The sequence below is a fragment of the Streptomyces sp. B21-105 genome (genome assembly GCF_036898465.1).
Lineage (GTDB): Bacteria > Actinomycetota > Actinomycetes > Streptomycetales > Streptomycetaceae > Streptomyces.
Genome location: NZ_JARUMJ010000001.1, coordinates 7420745 through 7438766 on the forward strand (window position 1 = coordinate 7420745; position 18022 = coordinate 7438766).

The window sequence follows — 18022 nt, forward strand, 5'->3', positions numbered from 1 at the left end:
CCGAAAGAAAATCATCACCGCGACGTTCTGTCGATCGAGGCCAGCGGCAGCGCGAACAGCGCCCGGCCCGACTGCGCCCAGACCTCGCCGGTCGCCGCCCAGTAGGACAGCGACTCCGTCTGCGTGCTCCAGCAGCCGTGCCGGTCCGCGGCGCCGCACACCGCGGCGCCCGAACCGCCCGCGCTGTGCCCGCCGTCCGCCTCGCCCTCGCCGGAGCTCTGGCGCCACAGCGTCCCGTGCGCGTCGTGCGGGCCGGCGGCACGGGTCACATACCACCGCGCGTCGTAGGACAGCACGCCGTGCACCCCCGTGACCTTCGTCGTATAGGCCTCGGACGCCGTCACCCGACCGTTCGCACCGGTGGCGAGCAGACCCGCGTGGCCGGGCGCGGTGCTGAACGGGTAGCGCCACAGACGGGCGCCACGGTCGCCGTCGTCGCGCGTCCACTCCCCGGCGACCAGGCTGTCCGGCGCGGTGCTGCGGTCGAGGGAGACGGTCGAGGGACGCGGCGCGCCCGAGCCGCCGCTCAGCTCGTAGGAGCCGACGGCCGGCAGCACGAAACCGTACCCGTGCGCCGACCAGCCGCCCGGCACCCGGCCCACCGCGTCACCGGCGACCGTCGCGCGCTGCACACGGTTCATGTCGTACACATACAGCGCGGACCGGTCCCCGTCGTCCGCGGTGACCAGCAGCTTGTCCTGGTACCAGACCATGCCGGAGACGTGCGAGACCAACCCGCGGTAGTCCCGGCCGCCGTCCACGGGGACGGCGAGCAGCGCCCAGGTATAGGAGAGGTGGCCGAGATCGGCGGCATCGACGAAGCCGACCCGGGCCAGGCCCCGGTCCGCCGCCGCGCCGCCGCTGCGCGACCAGCCGGAGAGGATCACCCGGTTCGAACCCCACACGCCGTCGTCGTCCGCGTCCCCCGACGTGGTGACCGCGCCCGGCCGCCAGCCCGCCGTGTCGTCGGTGTTCCAGCAGTACGCGCGCGTGGCCGTGGGGGAGACCGGCAGGGCCCGGCGCTCGGCGGGCGAGCAGTCGATGGCGTCCCGCAGGGTGCGGTCGGCGCCGTCCAGCACCGCGCTGACGCCGACCGGGCGGCCCATCCCGGCCGCGAGCCGGTCCAGGGAGGCCTGCGGCACCATGTTCTCCGTCAGCCGCAGCCCGGCGACCTCGGACGCCGCGGTGAGCGGCTTCAGATCCCCGGGCCGTCATGGGTGACCGTCGCCTGGGAAGCGCTGATCACGGTGGCGGCAGCAGTGAGGGCGAGAGCGGTTCCGGACAGGAACGCCCGCAGTGCCCTGCCGCGTCTGCGCCGGCGGTGTCGGCCGCGCTGTCTCATTCGCCCTCCCGAGGCGGGCCAACTGCACCTGATGATCCATACGTTGACAGAGGAGCAGGTGGGGTGACCCGTTAGAGGGATGCTACGGCAGTCGGCCGCCCCGGAGGACGGAGACCGTGCAAATATGCGGAAGACGCTGTAGTAAGAAACGGAAGACGCTGTCGCAAGAACCCGGATGAATCGCCGTTACGACGGTGACGACGTCCTGTTTCTGACCACCGCAGGCGCCGTCGAATGGGGCAGCAACTCCCGGGATCGGCGGGCAGCAGCACGTCGACGTCGGCATCCTCGCAGAAACGATACGGCCGGTGTTCCAGAAATCCCCCCAGGTAGCGCCGCACCCGGGACATCTCGGCCCGTACCGTCACCGTACGGTCCGCGTCGCCGAACATGTCCTCCGCGAGCTCCGCCGCACTGCGCCCGCTCCGCTGCGCCGCCAGCAGATACAGTAATTCCGCATGCCGGGGACTGAGTTCGTGGGACCACGAGCCCGCGTCCCCCGACACCGTCACCGACCAGCGCCGGGGCCTGGTCAGGTCGAGCACGATCCGGGTCGCACCGCTCTGCCGCCGCCCGGCCGCCTCGTCCACCGACCGCACCAGCCAGCCCCCGGCCAGCGGCTCGAGGGTGCACAGACCCAGCGCCGGCAGCCATCGACGCCCCGGGGACGGCGACTTGGGCAGCGCGATCCGGCTCGTGTACGGCATCCCGGTCACCGCGGCCGTCCAGCCCTCGCCGTCCACGGCTGCGGCCCGGCCGCCTATCCGGGCCAGCGCCGGCGCCGCCACAGCGCGCAGCCGCTCCAGTGAACCGAGGTGTTTCTCGCGCAGCCTCGACTCGGCGAGCTTGGCCACCGAGTCGACCCACGCGAGGGTGGCCGGGTGCATCGTCTCCAGCGGCCCGCTGACGTCGACGACGCCCAGCAGCCGGCCGCTGCGCGGGTCGGTGATCGGCGCTCCCGCGCACGTCCAGGCGGCGTGCGAGCGCACGAAATGCTCGGACGCGAACACCTGCACGGGCCGGCGCACCACCGCCGGCGTGCCGACCCCGTTGGTGCCCACCACCGCCTCGCCCCAGTCCGCGCCCAGCTCGAAACCGAGCCCGTCGGCCTTGCGCAGCACCGGGCCGCAGCCCTCGCGCCACAACACCCGACCCTCCCCGTCGGCGACCACCATGATGTGGTGAGCCACGTCCGCGACCGACAGCAACCCTTCCCGCAACACCGGCAGCACCTCGCGCAGCGGCGACTCCTCGCGCCGCCGCCGCACCTCGTCGGAGGTGAGCAACCCCGCCCGGACATCACGCTCCGGATCGACGCCGCTGCGCAGCAAGCGCTCCCAGGACTGCTCGATCACCGGACGCGGGGCGACGCGCACCCGCTGCCCGGCCAGCCGGGCGTCACGGACCTGGTTGAGCACCCGCGCCGCCCGCGCGGCGTCGACGGCCGCGAGCTGCGGCACGTTCATCGGTGGCATCGCCACTGGACCTCCCGGGTTGGACGCAGGCCGAGAACCGGGTGTCAAGCGCCTGCGCCGACTGTTTCCGGTCTTACTGGGACCTCCCATCTTGCCGTCCACGCGTGACGGAGGGGCATACTCCGGTCACCACCACCGACAAGTTGCAACCCCCTGCAACCCTGGTGAAGACCCACAGCTTGTTTGAAACTTGAGCCACGCCGTCCCGAGCGGCGATGCTGGCCTCGCAGGGCCATTGCGGCGGGGGTGGTGCCGTGTCGGCGCAGCACCACCCCCGCTTCCTGTTTCGGTGACTTTCCCGAGCCGGGCGTCATTCCCGGGGAGCGGCCCGCTCGACGAGCGCCGCCAGATCCAGACGGTGCGGCAACGTCCCGAAGGCCGCGCCCCCGTCCCCGCCCAGCCGCGAGGCGCAGAACGCGTCCGCCACCTCGGGCGGCGCGAACCGCACCAGCAGCGACCCCTGGAGCACCAGCGCGAACCGCTCCGCCAGTCGCCGGGCCCGCCCATCCACCCCGTCCAGATCGGCCAGGTCCGTCAACAGATCCCTGATCGCCCCGTCCAGCCTATGGTCGGCCCCCCGCGCCAAGCCCACCTCGTGGAGGTAGGCGTGCAACGCCTGGGGCTCCCGCTGCAGCGCCCGCAGCACGTCCAGTGCCTGGACGTTGCCCGCACCCTCCCAGATCGAGTTCAGTGGCGCCTCCCGCACCAGCCGGGGCATCCCCGACTCCTCCACGTAACCGTTTCCGCCGAGACATTCCGCCGCCTCCACCGCAACTGGAGCACAGCGCTTGGTCACCCAGTACTTGGCCGCCGGAACAGCCATCCGGAGAAACGCCCGCTCCTGCTCGCTCCCGTCGTCGCAGGCCGCCGCGAGCCGCAGCGCGAGCGTGGTCGCTGCCTCCGACTCCAGCGCCAGATCTGCCAGCACATTGCGCATCAGCGGCTTGTCGACGAGCTTTCCGCCGAACGCCGCACGATGGGAACAGTGGTGGACCGCCTGCGCCACCGCCTGCCGCATCAGCCCCGCCGACCCCAGCACACAGTCCAGCCGGGTCGCCGCCACCATGTCGATGATGGTCCGCACCCCGCGCCCCTCCTCGCCGACCCGCCGCGCCCACGTCCCGTCGAACTCGACCTCGGCGGAGGCGTTGGACCGGTTGCCCAGCTTGTCCTTCAGCCGCTGCAGGCGGAACACGTTCCGGGAACCGTCTTCGAGAACGCGCGGAACGAGGAAACACGTCAGCCCGCCGCCACCCCCGCCGTGAGCCGTCCGCGCCAGCACCAGGAAACCGTCCGACATCGGCGCCGAACAGAACCATTTGTGCCCGGTCAGCTCGTACGCCCCGTCCCCGGCGAGCGCGGTGGCGACCGTCGTGATCGCCCGGACGTCGCTGCCGCCCTGTTTCTCCGTCATCCCCATGCCGAACAACGCACCAGCCTTCGACCGGGCCGGCCGCAGCGCACGGTCGTAGACCGAGGACGTCAGCCGGGGCTCCCACTCCGCGGCCAGCACCGGATCGGTGCGCAGCGCGGGCACCGCCGCGTGGGTCATGGACAGCGGACAGCAGGTGCCCGCATCGACCTGCGTCCACACCAGGAACCCCGCCGCCCGCCGCACATGCCCGCCCGGCCGCCCCCAGGCACCGGTCAGCCCGGCCCCCACACCCTTGCCGAGCAGCCGATGCCACGCCGGGTGGAAGTCGACCTCGTCGACACGGTGCCCGTGACGGTCAAACGTGCGAAGTTCCGGAGGATGCGCATCGGCCTGCATCGCCCACTCCTGCACCTGCGCCGACCCCGCAGCCCGCCCGAGCGCCGACAACTCGCCGCGCACCTCGTCGAGCAGTTCCGGATCCAGGTGCCTTTCCACGGCCGCCACCAGCGTTTCGTCCGCGCCGTAGACGTCGTATCCGGTGAGGGGCGGGGGCTGGTTGGTCACCGTGTGCGTGCTGCCTGCCATGGCCCGAACCTACCCCCGGGCACGTCGGTCATGACCGTCAGCGGGCCGCGCGCCGCTCCCCGACCCGGTGAAGAGGCCTTGCCGGAGGTGAGTGCAGCCCCGAACGGCGGATACCTTTAGGGCGTGCAGCCAGCAAGTCAGTCACCCGAGCAACCCGGGAGCCCCGCGGGGCGTCTCCACCGGGCGCGTGCCCTTTACCGGAACGTCTCGAAGCGGCGGACCGCCTGGCTGCTGTTGAAGGACACCGTCAACTCGTGCATCGAGTACCGCATCCTCGGTCTCGCTGCGGAAGCCGCTTTCTTCACGTTGCTCTCGGTGCCTCCGCTGTTGCTCAGCCTCATCGGTCTGCTCGGCTACGTCGACGACTGGACCGGCACCGACACCATCACCAGCCTGGAGGCCAACCTCCTCGACGCCTCCCGCACGGTCCTGTCCGACAAGGGCGTCCGGCAGATCGCGCAGCCGATCCTCGACGACGTGATGACGGGCGGACGCCCCGACGTCATCTCCATAGGCTTCCTGTTCGCGCTGTGGTCCGGCTCGCGCGCGGTGAACGTCTTCATCGACACCATCACCGTCATGTACGGTCTCGACGGCGTCCGCGGCATCGTCAAGACCCGGCTGGTCGCCTTCCTGCTGTTCGTCGGAGCCCTGCTGATCGGGTCGGTCGCGCTGCCTCTGATGGTCGCCGGACCGGACGCCGTGGTCCGCATCGTCCCCTGGTCGACGACCGTCGTGCAGGTCCTGTACTGGCCGGTCGTGATCGTTCTGTCCATCGCGTTCCTGACCACGCTCTACCACGTCTCCGTGCCCGTCCGGTCCCCGTGGATCGAGGACGTGCCCGGCGCGCTCGTCGCCCTCGCCATGTGGGTGCTCGGCAGTTTCCTGCTGCGCATCTATCTGACGAGCACCATCGAGGGCGCCACCATCTACGGCTCCCTCGCGGCCGCCGTCGCCGTCCTGCTGTGGATCGGTGTGTCCGCGTTCGCGGTCCTGGTGGGCGCCGCCGTCAACGCCGCCATCGACCGGGTCTGGCCGGCCGCCGCGACGGCCGCCGCCCGCGCGGCCAACGAACGAGTGCGCCAGGAGGAGGCCGCGGAGTACGTCGCCCGCATGGCCGCGGCCCGCTCCTACGAGGACGACGACCCGGACGATCCCGACATGCCCTCCGAGTTCCCCGAACGGTGGTCCCGCTTCCTTCCCCCGGAGGACGTGACGGGACGCTTCCGGGCCCATGTGAAGAGCGCCGCGAAGGGAAACGGCGTGAACGGGGTGAACGGCGCGAGCAGGGGAAACGACGCATCCGACGGAGACGGTGTGAGCGGCGTGAGCCGCGGAAACACCGGAAACAGCGTGAGCCGCGGAAACAGCGGGAACGCGGGCAACAGCGGTATGGGCGGCAACGAGGGAAACAGCGTAGCCAGGCCAACCGGCGGAAACAGTGAGGAACAGCCACCCGGACAGTGACCCTGGACAAAGGTGTTACGAATTCCAGCCCCCGCTTCTGCCGCCTCCCTCGCGAACGCCGCAAAGTCGCGCGGCCGGAGCACCTTCTGAACGCCCTCCGAGAGGCAGGCGTTGCATCCGCCCAGCAGCACCCGAACCTTCACCAGGAACGAGCTTTCCTCCGGCGCGACACCGAAACCTACGTAGCCGGCCGACGTCCCGTCCTCGCCGCCGACCGACTGCGCGACATCGAGGACACCATCGGCGCGATCGGCCGCCAGAGCGGTTACGGAAGCGCGTTCTCCCGCCCTACACCCGCCCTCAAGCGGGTGTAGGGCGTCCCCCGGGAACACCGGACGAGGGCGTCGCGGAGGCAGGCAGCAGAGGGCGCCGCAGCGGCGTGACGAAGCCGTCCCCTCCTGCGGCGTAGGCTGGCATACGTGTACGAGGAGCGGGTCTCCCGGCTGGCCGGGGCGGTGGTGTGGACCAATGCGCCGTCGCCGTCGACCCGCGCGTTTCCCGTCCTGCCCGACGGCTGCATGGACCTGCTGTACAGCGAGGGCAGACTGCTGGTCGCCGGGCCGGACACCCGGGCTCACGTACCCGACGGACCGCCGGCGCCCTGGGCGGGCATCCGCTTCTTCCCGGGTGCCGCGCCTGCCCTCCTCGGTGTACCCGCTCACGAACTGCGCGACCGGCGCGTGGAGTTGGCAGATCTGTGGCCGGCACCCGAGGTGCGGTGCCTGACCGACCGGGTCGCCACCGCGCTCCGACCGGCGATGGCACTGGAGTCGTTGGCTCTGGAACGCGCGGCTCCCCCCGCCCCGGAACTGCGCCGTCTCGTCGCCCTCCTCGCCGCCGGCCGTCCGGTGGCCGCGACGGCTGACGAACTCGGCATCGGAGCACGCCAGTTGCACCGACGCTCGCTCAACGCCTTCGGCTACGGACCCAAGACACTGGCCCGGATCCTGCGCCTGCAGCGGGCTCTCGCGATGGCCCGGGAGGGCATGCCGTACGCGGACACCGCGGCCCGCGCCGGATACGCCGACCAAGCGCATCTCTCCCGGGAGGTAAGGGAGTTCACGGGGGCGGCACTCGGCGACCTGCTGCTGCGCCGACGACTTGCGGCAACGCCGCGAACGGCCCCCTTGGGCCCAGCGCCTCCGGCAAGGTCGGACGAAGCACCCTCGCAACCTTTCAGGGCGGGTTACTGATCCAGCAGGGGCGGGCCTGGGGATCCGGCGGCTCGGCCCTGGCGAACCGCCGATACGGCACTGGATGATCCGGGGTACGGGCCTACCGATCCAGCCGCGCGAAGAGGTCGACGCCGTTGCCGTCAGGGTCGTGCACGACGGCGTACCGTTGGCCCCAGAACGCGTCCCAAGGCTTCAGCTCGCCCCGATGACCGGCGCCCACCACCTCCGCGTACACCGTGTCGACCTCCTCCGGGGTGTCGCAGCGAAGCGCGAGCGAGGTCCGGCCGCCCCCCGACGGTGCTCGCCACTGCGGGTGGAACGAACGCACCGTGCTCTCGGTGTCCAGCAGGAGCCGCAACCCGCCCGGCAGGTCGGCCTCGGCGTGCGGTTGCTTTTCGGAGCCTTCGGGGAAGGCGAATCCCAGCCGACGGTAGAAGATGACGGAGGCGGCCATGTCGGAGACGACCAGGCCGATGGCATCGAATCGTGGAGTCATACGGCCACGGTAGGCAAGGTCGCCACAAGCGGTCTTGAAAGAAACGGACACGTCGGACCGACGGGCCTGGGAGATCGTTCCCGGGGTCGGCCGGCTGCGGAAACGACTTCAGGACGTGCCGGCTCCGGAAATCCATTTCTCGCAGTTTCCCGCGCGTGCCAGGCTGAACTGATGGACATCCTCGGCCGTCGGGAACTTCTCAGCTGGCAGTTCGATCTCACCTGGGCACTCTTCGAGTACCACCTGGATCGGCTGGAGCCGGAGGACTTCCTCTGGGAGCCCGTGGCGCGATCCTGGACTCTCCATCCGGACGGAGCCGGAGGATGGACGCCCGACTGGGCGGACACGGAACCCGACCCGGTGCCGGTCCCGACCGCCGGCTGGGTGAGCTGGCACCTCGGCTGGTGGCTGAGCGTAGCCACGGACCACCTGCTGGACCGTTCTCCGCGAGAGCGCGGCGACATCCGCTGGCCGGGCGTAGGAGAGCCGGCCGTCTCGTGGCTGCGCGGCCTGCGTGAGGAGTGGGCGGCCGCCGTCGACCGCCTCGTCGACGCCGACCTCGACCGGACCGCGACCCTTCCCTTGCCGAACAACCCGCAGTACACGGTGGCGCACCTGCTGACCTGGGTGAACGCCGAACTGATGAAGAACGTGGCGGAGATCGGACAGTTGCACCTGCTGAGGGCGGTCTCGCAGGTCGACTGAGGATACGGCGAACCGCGTCGGCGAGCCGCCACCCCCGCAAGCTGCCGTCGGGCAACGCCGGCGCATCTCCCCGTCGTTGCCGTTGCCGTAACCCTGGGAGTGGGCAGGTAAGTTCCCGGTCCCCGCCCCGACACGCGTCCGGCGTCGGGGCCGCTCCGCCGGGTGAACCCCGAGACCTGCCGCACATCCCGCCCTGATCAGCTCCCGAGACGTACGCCCCGTCACTCTGGGCTCATGCGCATGAACGCTCGTCTGCTCGTCTACAGTCGCACGGCCGCCTACCGCCACGACTCCATCCCGGCCGCCGTCGCCGCAGTGCGCGGTCTGGGCGAGTCCGTCGTCGATCACACGGAGGCCCGGCGGCACTCGAAGCCCCGCTGGACGGGTACGCGGCCGTGGTCTTCCTCTCCACCAGCGGCGAGGTGCTCACTCCACCGGGGCGGGACCGACTCTCCGGCTACATCGAGGCGGGCGGCGGCTTTGTCGGGGTGCACGCGGCGGCGTGCACCGAGTACGACTGGCCGGCCTACGGCGAACTCCTCGGGGCACGCTTCGCCCGGCATCCGGCACTTCAGCCCGGCAAGGCGGTGATCGAGGACCACGACCACCCCGCCACCCGTTCCCTGCCGGCCGTCTGGGACTTCATCGACGAGTGGTACGACTTCTGTTCCAACCCCCGTGGGCGGGTGCGCGTCCTCGCCGTCGCTGACGAGACGTCGTACGAAGGCGGCGGGCTGGGCAACGACCACCCACTGGTGTGGTGCCGTGAACAGGGGCGAGGGCGCGTCTTCTACACCGCTCTCGGCCACATGGTCGAGGCATACCGCAATCCCGACTTCCTTGCACACCTGCGCGGCGGGCTGCGCGGTGGTCGGCGAAAAGCCGCTGCTCTTCAACCAGATCGCAGGCGGCAAGTCGCCCCGGCTCTCCTTGCGTGAACTGTCCGACCTCGGGGTGAACGTCGCGATCTACAGCACCCCCTGTCTGTTCGCGGCCCATAAGGCCGTGCACTGCGCCCTCACCGAACTGAAACGGACGGACGGTCGGCTGCCCCCGTCGGACGCCCTGCACGGTGGGTGTCCACCGTCACAGCCTGCGGGAAGGCCACAATCGCCCGTCGCCGCCCTGCCGCGGAAGAGGCGGGATGCAATCGGGAAACAGCGAGCATGAAGGACGACAAGTGGGCTGAGGTGAACGCGGGGGTGTGAGCCCGGCGCCCGGAAGCTGCCTCGGTAAGGCTGACGTGCGTGTGTGAACGGCCCGGGTGCGGCGCCATGGAGGTGGGATGAGCACGGAAACAGCGCGGGCCGAGTGCCGGCCTGAGAGCCGCGCCGGGCGGACGAGCCGTCAGTCCGGCGGCGGCGCCGTGCTTGCCCGTCGGACGAGTCGCGTCGACAGCTCTGTTCGGGTTCCCTCCGGGCGCTCTCCGTCCATCATCCGCACTAGCAGCCGCAAGGCCGTAGCCGCCATCTCCGCCAGCGGCTGCCGCACGGTGGTGAGGGCGGGCGTCGTCCATCGGGACTCCGGCAAATCGTCGAAACCGACCACACTGACGTCGCAAGGAATTCTCAACCCCCGCTCCGCCAACGCCTGGTACACCCCCAGAGCCATGCGGTCGGAACAGACGAAGACGGCCGTCGGCGGTACGGGCAGGTCCAGCAGTTCGTGCATCCGGCGGTGAGCGACGGACTCGTCGAAGTCGCCGTCGCGAAGGTACTCGGGACGGTGCGTGGCCCCGGCCGACGCCAGCGCCGAGCGGTAGCCCGCCATTCTGGCGCTGCTGCACATCCTGCGGCGCGGTCCGGCGATCACGGCGATGCGCTCGTGCCCGAGTTCCAGCAGGTGCTGCGTCGCAGTCACCCCGCCCTGCCAGTTCGCCGCACCGACCGAGACCACCTCGGGCGGCGGCTCGACCACCGGGTCGATCATCACGAACGGGACGCGGTGCTGCTCCAGCCAGGCGTACTGCGAGTCCGCCAACTCGGCCAGGTTGAACAGGACTCCGGCGGAACCGCGCGCGGTCAGCTTGTCGAGCCAGCCGCGCTGCGGACGGCCGGCGCGAGTGCGGGACAGGCCCGCCGAGACCACGACGTCCAGATCCGCGTCGTGCGCCGCCTCCTCGACGCCGTGCAGCACCGCGCCCGACCATGAGCTGTCCAGCGAGTGCACGACGAGATCGACCAGCCTGGTCGGCTTGGTCGCGTCGAAGCGCGGCCTGCGCACGTATCCGAGCCGGTCCAGCGCCTCGGTGACCCGGCGTCGGGTTTCCGGAGCGACGTCTTCCCGGCCGTTCACCACCTTGGAAGCGGTCGGCACCGACACTCCCGCCTCCCGGGCCACGACCGCCAGGGTCGGCCCGGCCGGCACGCCGGTACTCGCGCTCGCACTCACCGTGCGCACCATCGGGAACCACCTCTCCGGCCCGCCCGAGGGCCAGCGAAAGTTCGACCAGCGCCGTTTCGGAGCCGATCCCCGAACAGGCGGCTCACAGAAAGCGCTTGCTATCCTAGATGCGGCTCAGCGCGGCGTGAAGACACCGGGAAACGCTAGATCATGAGCGTTGTCCTTCGGGCCGTCGAGTCGACAGTGCTTCGATGCTTCCGAAACGCCGAAACGCGTGGGCCTGAGTGCTCAGCTCGGCCGCTACACGGAGCGGTGGCGTTACCGGCGTTATCGACACGTCCACAGCGGTGAGGACGCCGGGAGGCGACGGTCGGCGGTCGCTTCATCTCTCCCTGCAGGTCAGCCGGAAGTGTCGAAAGTCCGCCGTGAAGGACGCGTTTACCAGATCTCGGGCGTGGATCCCGGCCAGCGTGCCGGTGAAACGAAGTTTCCCGCCGTGGTCGTCCGACAACCGGCCGGCGTCCATCGGCGGGCCGACCGGTGTCCGAGCCTCGCTGGGCCCGTGCCAGAAACGTGCTTCTGTCCCGTCGACAGTCACCCCCAGCGTGATCGGTGCGCGCGCGTCCACATCCACGACCGCGGCCTGCCGCGCACCCCGTTCGTCGCGCTCCACGAGACTGAGCACGGTCCGCCCCGTGCTGTGCCATTGCTGTCCGCGTTGCGGCTCGGCCGCGGGTTCCGCCCAGGTCAGCTCGAGTGAGATATAAGCTTCGGCGTCGTAGCGAAGGATCAGACCCGCAGCCTGTGTGAAGGTCGTCGGGGCCGCTTGGACGGTGACGTACGCGGTGGCGCAGTGCTCGGTGATGCGTTGCGCGAGCAGGCTCTGCGCCCAGCGTGACTCCGGACCGTGCCGTCCGCGCAGACGGATCCAGCCCGGGCGCGAGACGAGATCCGCCCAGGACGGGTCCGGCGATTCGCGCAGCGTGCTCCAGGGCCAGCCCAGCGCATCGTGGCGGACTGCCCGGTGAGGACTTGCCGCGGAAGGCGTGGGCCCGTCGACATCGACCGAGGGGTGCCAGCCACCCGTCCGGAGCCGGGGCCTGCCTTGTGCGTCCCAGACAACCGCCTGGATCGCGGTCTCCCGCCCCAGAGTGCAGCGCGGGCCCTGCGCGGTGTCCAGCGGACGAGACGTGAGGTGACTCATGAACCACGCTCCGTCGGGCGTCTCCACCAACTCCGCGTGCCCTGCCTTCTGCAACGGGGACTTCGGATCGTCGCGTGCGGTGAGGAGGGGATGTTCGTCGAGCTCGTAGGGCCCAGAGATGCTACGACTGCGAGCCGTTCGGACTCCGTGCTCGAAACCGGTTCCACCCTCTGCGAGGATGAGGTGATACCAACCGCCGTGTGCTGTCAACTTCGGCCCCTCGAGCAGCCGTTCGTGCTGGAGCAGCAGGCGGGTGCCGCCGATCGGGGTGAGCGTCTCACGGTTCAGCTCCGTCAGCACGATCCCCGCGAAGCGCCGACCGCCGGGACGATGGTCGTTCTGCAGGTTGAGCAGCCAGAGCCGGCCCCCCTCGTGGAAGAGGGCGGGATCGAAACCGTGACTGGCGACGCGGCGCGGCGAAGTCCAGGGGCCGGCCACGTCCGTGGCTGTGGTCACGTACGTGTCCTGGTCGAAGTACGGCGTACCGATGGACCGTACGACCGAGTAGACGACCCAGAACCGCTTGCCGTCCCAGCTCAGGGACGGCGCCCAGATGCCGCCGGAGTCAGGAACGCCGGACAGCGTGCCTCCTGGGGCAGCTCCGCGTACGTGACCCGCGTACTCCCAATGCGCCAGGTCGCGGGAACGGTGGATAGGGATCGTCGGAAACCATTCGAAGGAACTGGTCGCCACGTAGTACCAGTCTCCGACCCGGATCAAGGAAGGGTCAGGTGCGAAGCCGCGGATCACCGGATTGCGCAGGACCGTCACTTCAACGCCCCCAAGGTGACGCCTGTCCGCCAGTATCGACGCATCGCGACCATCATGATCGCCATGGGGACGATGGACAGCAGCGCGCCGGTCAGTACCAGGCTGGACAGGTCGACCCCTGATTCCAGGCGCTTGCCGCTCCAGTTGTAGAGGCCGATGTTGAGCGTCCAGTTCTCCTCGCCCCGCAGTACTGTCAGCGGCAGGAAGAAGGCGTTCCAGGTGTTGACGAAGGCCAGCAGAAACACGGTTGCGCCTCCTGTCGTCATCATCCTGAGCACGATGCTTGTGAAGATGCGCAGTTCGCCCGCGCCGTCGAGGCGCGCCGCCTCGAGCAGTTCGAAGGGGATGGTCGCCTCGGTGTACACCTTGGCCAAGTACACGCTGAACGGGTTGATCAGGCAGGGGATCAGCATCGCCCACGGCGTGTCGACGAGGCCGATCTCCGAGAACAGCAGATACAGCGGCAACGTGAGCAGGGCGATCGGAATCAGGAACGACCCCACTACGCAGGCGAAGACGAGGGAACGCCCCGGAAACTCGAAGCGGGCCAGGCCGTAACCGGTTGCGAGCGCGATCAGGGTGCCGCCGAGCGACCCGACACCGGCATACAGCAGGGAGTTCGCGGTCCACCGCAGGAAGATGCCGTCCGAGTAGGTGAACAGCTGATGCAGATTGTCCCAGAAATGCATGCCGGAGAACCAGAGACCGTTGCTCTGGTAGAGCCCCGCACGGTCCTTAGTGGCGGCGACGATCAGCCACCACACCGGAAACAGGCTGTAAGCGCTTGCCAGCATCAGGCCCAGGAGTAGGAAGCGCTGCCCGCCGCGTGAACGAGCCGCCGGATCGGCCGTTGTACGGCGGCTTACCACCAGCGTCATGTGTTTCGGTGCGCGGTCTTTGGTGAGGGTCATCAGTCGGCCTCCTTCGACGTCATCCGGTAGAAGAGGAAGGAAGCGACGCCCAGGATCAGCGCGAGCAACACGGAGAGGGCCGCGGCGTAGTGGTAGTTGCCGGCGTTGAACGCCTGATTGTAAATGATCATGATGGGTGTGAAGCTGTCGTCCACCGTCTGCGGTGTGACATTGCGGAACAGCGCCGGCTCATTGAAGATCTGCAGCATCTGGATGACGGAGAGCAGCCCGGTCAGGACCAGCGCCTCTCTGACATACGGAACTTTGATGCTGCGGGCGATGCGGATCTCCGAAGCGCCGTCCAGCCTGGCAGCTTCGAACAACTCGCGGGGAACCGCCTGAAGTGCCGAGTAGATGATCACCATGTTGTAGCCGATGCCGTGCCAGGTGAGAAGGTTCCCGATCGACGGCCAGACCATGGAAGGAGCGAAGAAGTTCCAGTCGGCGCCGAACAGTGCGCCCAATGGGGTCAGCGGACCGACGTCGGGGCTGTAGAGGTTGATCCACACGATGGCGGCGACCACCCCGGGGATCATGTAGGGGACCAGCAGCAGGATCCGGAACCGGCTTGCTGCACGCGACGTCAGTGCGTCCAGGAGCAGTGCCAGCAGGAGGCTGATCGACAGCATGACCGGTATCTGCACCCCGGCGAACAGCACCACGCGCAGGATGGAGCCCAGAAACGCCGAATCCGTCAGACCCTGATGGTAGTTGTCCAGACCGGAGAATTCTTCCGTCGCGCCACCGAGCCCCAGCCCGGACTGATGGGTGCGGAACAGGGACTGGTAGACGGCGTAGCCGATCGGCACCAGATACAGAAACACGAAGCCGAGTTGGAAGGGCACCGTGAATGCGGCACCCTTCCAACGCAGTGAACGGATCATCCTCTGCGCCTCAGCCCTTGACGCTGATGCCGCGGGACTTCAGGTCGTCGACGGTCCACCGCTGCATGTGTGCCAGCAGGTCGGTGACGCTCTGCGTTTTGTTGACGACTTTGGCCCAGCCGGCCTGCATCTCGGTGAACATGGCGGTCCAGTTGGGGCCGAAGGTCCAGTCGGTGGTCACCGTGCTCAGACTGTCCTTCACGACCTGCTGGGCCGGCTGATAGTTCGTGCCGAGCAACTTTTCCGGGATCGCCTCGGCGACGTACGGGTGGCTGTCGACCAGCGCGGGCATCACACCGTTGCCCGTGGCCGGGTCCGCCATCGTCGTGACCGCGCCGACGTCCGTGGACATCCACAACGCTGCTTCCGCGGCTTGCTGCTGGTGCCTGCACTGTTCCGTCACCAAGGTCAGGCCGCCGCTCTGGTTGGTGCCCGCCGGCGTCTTGGCCGCCTCACCCGCGAACGTCGGCCACGGCGACAGCGCCCACTTGCCGAGGGACTTGGTGAAGTTCTGCACCATGCCGGCCATCTGCCACGTCGATATCTGTCGCGTCGCGGTGCCGCCGTCGTCGTAATTGCGCTGAACGGCTGCGTAGTCGGCGAAGGAGAGCTTGGAGTTGAGGTCGTTGTCGATGATCTCCTGGATCACCTGGGCGGCCTTGAGGGTTCCCTCGTCCTGGAAATTCACTTTCCACGACGATCCGTCGATGGCGTACCAGTGTGCTCCCGCCTGCATGGCGAGCACTTCGAGCGTGCTGGGATCCTCGCCGGCGAAGTTGGTGATCTCGACACCGTGTTTCTTCAGCTGCTTGCCCGCGGCGATGAATTCGTCCCAGGTCGTGGGGGCCCGGAGACCGTACTTGGTGAAGATGTCCGTGCGGTAGATGGTGAACGCGGGAGCCGAACTGGTCGGCACCCCGTACACCTTGCCCTGAACCTGTCCCGCGGTCCATGACCCCGCGTTGAACTTGTCCTTGCTCGAACCGACGTACTGCGTGATGTCGGCCAGCGCGCCCTGTGACACCCAGCTGGTCACGTACTCGGCGGTGTTCTGCACCAGGCAGGGAGCGTTTCCCGCCTTGACGGCGTTGGTCAGCTGCTTCTGCATGGTCAGCTGGTCGGTCACCTTGGTGTACTTCAACTGGACGTCCTTGTGGGAGGCGTTGAACGCTTCGATGACCGCCTCCTGCCCGTTGGCCCATCCCCAGAACGGGAGGGTGACCGGGCCGGACGCCGAGGCGTCCCCGTCATTCGATCCGCCGCAGGCGGAGAGCAGACCTGTCAGTGCGATACCTGCCACGGCGGCGCGGGCGAACCTTCTCCGGGGGCTGCTGGAGTTCATCTGACCGTGATCCTTCGGGAAGTGGGTGTCTCGGAACGAGGGAAACGGCGGCTCAGTACTGGCCGGGAACGGCGGCGGTGAGGCCGGACGACGTCGGCAAAGCGGAAGCGGTAGAAACCGGTTGCTGTGACCGTAGGCCGGTTGCTCCGGCCAGATCAAGGGGGCGGGCAGGGAAATGTTGTGCGTGTGGGATGGGCGAGAATGGGCGAGGTGCTCGCGGAGCATTGCAACGATATGAATCGGTGCAGCTCAGATGCGGCTGACGGCTCGGAAGTGGGATGCGGGGCCGGGCCTCCGGGGAGGCCCGGAGCAAGACACCCGTTAGAAACCGTTTACGAAACTCTGGCTCGATCGGTCTGAGCCGATGCCGTCTGCGGTGCTTCCAGGGGATAATGCCGGCCGTTCACGTCGCCGGTCGCCCTGCCGCGGGACGGAGTTGGCGTCCGACAAGCGCCCGAGTGAGTGACGCGATGCGGAGGTGCTATGCGTGGTGCGGCGACCTCGGTGTCCGGCGATACCCCGCTTGACGGGTGAGGTCGCGGGACTGGGGAGCCGCGACGTGAGGTGCGGCTCTGTCTGGCAGTGCTAAGAGCGTTGAGGTGCCGGCACGCGGCGTTGCCACGGTTCGCCGGCCGGCGTTTCACCGTCGGCGTTTTTTCGGTGGCCGCACGGAATCCCGTACGACGACGTGGGTGCCCAGGATCAGATGTTCGGCGTCGCCGCCCTTGCGCCGGACGGTGGCGCCGACGCCCTCCCGGCGATCGGCCACCGCGCGCAGGGCGACTCGTCCCATCTCTTCGTACGGCACGTGCACCGTGGTCAGTTGAGGCGTGAGCTGGGACGCCAGCGGGATGTCGTCGTAACCCGTGATCGACACGTCCTCCGGCACTCGAAGCCCCGCTGCCCGCACCGCCTGCATGGCGCCGGCGGCAACGATGTCGGTGCCGGCGAGCACGGCGGTGAAGTCGGGCGTCTCGTGCAGGGCAGCCTCCACCGCAGCGTATCCGTGCTCGTCGTCGTACGGACCGTGCCGCACCAGCCCCGGATCGAACCGCGCGCCGTAGGCCTCGAAGGCCCGTCGCGCACCGTTCAGCCTGCCCTGAGCCGTGGTCAGTCCGGCGGGACCCGGCAAGACCAGGACACGTCGATGGCCGGCCGACAGCAGGTGACTGGCCATCGCGTAGGCACCGGACTCGTTGTCGTAGTCGACCGTCGTCGCAGGGACATCGCCCTCCAACGGCGGCCTGCCGACCAGGACCAGGTGCGACCCGGCAGCGTCCAGGGACCGTGCGAAACGGGCCATGCGCAACTGGTACTCGTCGTAGTCGTAGGCGCCGCCGAGCAGGACCACCGCCGCGACGCCCTGCTGGCGCATCATGTTGACGAGGGCGAGCTCGCGTTCGGGATCGTCGCCGGTGGTGCCGACGAGCGAGAGCCAACCACGCAGCGTGGCCGCGCCCTCCACGCCTTTCGCCACGTGGGCGAAGGCTGCGCCGGTGATGTTGTTGATCAGTATCGCCACTGTCGGAGTGCCACCGCCGGCCAGGGACCGGGCGTGCGCGTTGGTGACGTAGTCGAGGTCACCGACCACCTGCATCACGCGGCTGCGGATGTCCTCCGAGACCGGGTAGTTGCCTGAAAGGACCCGGGAAACGCTTGCCACGGACACACCCGCGTGATGCGCGACGTCCCTTATCGTCACCCGGCCAGGCTTCCCGGTCGTCCTGCTCTGACTCACGTTGCGCTCCTTACCGTCGTGGGCGCCATGACGGACGCTGTGGAGGCCACGGGTCGCGGAGACCTCTGTGACCTGATCACGGGACGGCCGTGCCCGGCCCCCCGTCGGTGCGGGAACGCTATCCCAATGTTCGTCCTGGTGGACCGGCCTGTGGATAACCCCGGCGACCCCTTGCGGCCGCGGTACCGGAACAGGAGGAAGACCGGATT

General features: G+C 69.1%; 11 protein-coding genes and 4 pseudogenes. 5 read left to right on the top strand and 10 right to left on the bottom strand.

Annotation, left to right across the window (positions count from 1 at the left end):
• Positions 1 to 14: 14 nt before the first annotated feature.
• From QA802_RS33285 to QA802_RS33295, 3 genes and pseudogenes are all read right to left on the bottom strand, one after another.
• Positions 15 to 1342, bottom strand: a pseudogene (locus QA802_RS33285) (hypothetical protein).
• A 186-nt stretch (positions 1343 to 1528) separates the two neighbouring features.
• Positions 1529 to 2823 (bottom strand): annotated as a pseudogene (locus tag QA802_RS33290) (helix-turn-helix domain-containing protein).
• 304 nt (positions 2824 to 3127) lie between these two features.
• Complete coding sequence (locus tag QA802_RS33295) at positions 3128 to 4777, bottom strand: acyl-CoA dehydrogenase family protein (protein WP_334530600.1); 1650 nt, start codon at positions 4775 to 4777, stop codon at positions 3128 to 3130.
• Positions 4778 to 4900: 123 nt separating this feature from the next.
• On the opposite strand from QA802_RS33295, the gene QA802_RS33300 reads away from it, so the two are divergent.
• Positions 4901 to 6244, top strand: coding sequence for a YihY/virulence factor BrkB family protein (locus QA802_RS33300; RefSeq protein WP_334530603.1), 1344 nt, complete (start codon positions 4901 to 4903; stop codon positions 6242 to 6244).
• A gap of 419 nt (positions 6245 to 6663) precedes the next feature.
• Entirely contained in the window at positions 6664 to 7437 is a 774-nt protein-coding gene (locus QA802_RS33310; RefSeq protein WP_334530605.1) for a helix-turn-helix domain-containing protein, read from the top strand.
• Between the two features lie 82 nt (positions 7438 to 7519).
• Here the strand turns inward: QA802_RS33310 and QA802_RS33315 are convergent, their stop codons facing one another.
• Positions 7520 to 7915, bottom strand: coding sequence for a VOC family protein (locus tag QA802_RS33315; protein ID WP_334530608.1), 396 nt, complete (start codon positions 7913 to 7915; stop codon positions 7520 to 7522).
• A 171-nt stretch (positions 7916 to 8086) separates the two neighbouring features.
• Between QA802_RS33315 and QA802_RS33320 the strand changes: the two genes are divergently transcribed.
• From QA802_RS33320 to QA802_RS41735, 3 genes and pseudogenes are all read left to right on the top strand, one after another.
• Complete coding sequence (locus tag QA802_RS33320; RefSeq protein ID WP_334530611.1) at positions 8087 to 8620, top strand: DinB family protein; 534 nt, start codon at positions 8087 to 8089, stop codon at positions 8618 to 8620.
• A 240-nt stretch (positions 8621 to 8860) separates the two neighbouring features.
• Positions 8861 to 9558, top strand: a pseudogene (locus tag QA802_RS33325) (ThuA domain-containing protein).
• Positions 9488 to 9790: pseudogene (locus tag QA802_RS41735) on the top strand (hypothetical protein); the annotation flags it as partial. The pseudogenes QA802_RS33325 and QA802_RS41735, both read left to right, overlap by 71 nt.
• 177 nt (positions 9791 to 9967) lie before the next feature.
• On the opposite strand, the gene QA802_RS33335 reads toward QA802_RS41735, so the two are convergent.
• The 6 genes from QA802_RS33335 to QA802_RS33360 all read right to left on the bottom strand — a co-directional run bounded on the left by QA802_RS33335 (position 9968) and on the right by QA802_RS33360 (position 17813).
• Complete coding sequence (locus QA802_RS33335; RefSeq protein WP_334530614.1) at positions 9968 to 11023, bottom strand: LacI family DNA-binding transcriptional regulator; 1056 nt, start codon at positions 11021 to 11023, stop codon at positions 9968 to 9970.
• A gap of 322 nt (positions 11024 to 11345) precedes the next feature.
• The gene (locus QA802_RS33340) at positions 11346 to 12938 is read right to left on the bottom strand and encodes a glycoside hydrolase family 43 protein (RefSeq protein ID WP_334530617.1); all 1593 of its coding nucleotides are present in this window, start codon (positions 12936 to 12938) and stop codon (positions 11346 to 11348) included.
• Positions 12935 to 13849: a carbohydrate ABC transporter permease gene (locus QA802_RS33345; RefSeq protein ID WP_334530620.1), complete on the bottom strand. Its 915-nt coding sequence runs from the start codon at positions 13847 to 13849 to the stop codon at positions 12935 to 12937. Before QA802_RS33345 ends, QA802_RS33340 begins: the two co-directional genes overlap by 4 nt.
• Positions 13849 to 14733, bottom strand: a complete 885-nt coding sequence (locus tag QA802_RS33350) for a carbohydrate ABC transporter permease (protein WP_334530623.1) — start codon at positions 14731 to 14733, stop codon at positions 13849 to 13851. The genes QA802_RS33345 and QA802_RS33350 overlap by 1 nt, the downstream gene beginning before the upstream one ends.
• Positions 14734 to 14743: 10 nt before the next feature.
• Positions 14744 to 16075: an ABC transporter substrate-binding protein gene (locus tag QA802_RS33355; RefSeq protein WP_334530626.1), complete on the bottom strand. Its 1332-nt coding sequence runs from the start codon at positions 16073 to 16075 to the stop codon at positions 14744 to 14746.
• Positions 16076 to 16715: 640 nt separating this feature from the next.
• Positions 16716 to 17813 (bottom strand): LacI family DNA-binding transcriptional regulator, encoded by a 1098-nt coding sequence (locus QA802_RS33360; protein ID WP_334530629.1) that lies wholly within the window; start codon positions 17811 to 17813, stop codon positions 16716 to 16718.
• Between the last annotated feature and the right edge of the window lie 209 nt (positions 17814 to 18022).

Excerpts from the sequence above, each read along its gene's own strand:
- QA802_RS33355 (WP_334530626.1), bottom strand. The coding sequence starts at position 16,075 with ATGAACTCCAGCAGCCCCCGGAGAAGGTTCGCCCGCGCCGCCGTGGCA.
- QA802_RS33315 (WP_334530608.1), bottom strand. The coding sequence starts at position 7,915 with ATGACTCCACGATTCGATGCCATCGGCCTGGTCGTCTCCGACATGGCC.
- QA802_RS33295 (WP_334530600.1), bottom strand. The coding sequence starts at position 4,777 with ATGGCAGGCAGCACGCACACGGTGACCAACCAGCCCCCGCCCCTCACC.
- QA802_RS33320 (WP_334530611.1), top strand. The coding sequence starts at position 8,087 with ATGGACATCCTCGGCCGTCGGGAACTTCTCAGCTGGCAGTTCGATCTC.
- QA802_RS33345 (WP_334530620.1), bottom strand. The coding sequence starts at position 13,849 with ATGACCCTCACCAAAGACCGCGCACCGAAACACATGACGCTGGTGGTA.
- QA802_RS33335 (WP_334530614.1), bottom strand. The coding sequence starts at position 11,023 with ATGGTGCGCACGGTGAGTGCGAGCGCGAGTACCGGCGTGCCGGCCGGG.
- QA802_RS33350 (WP_334530623.1), bottom strand. The coding sequence starts at position 14,733 with ATGATCCGTTCACTGCGTTGGAAGGGTGCCGCATTCACGGTGCCCTTC.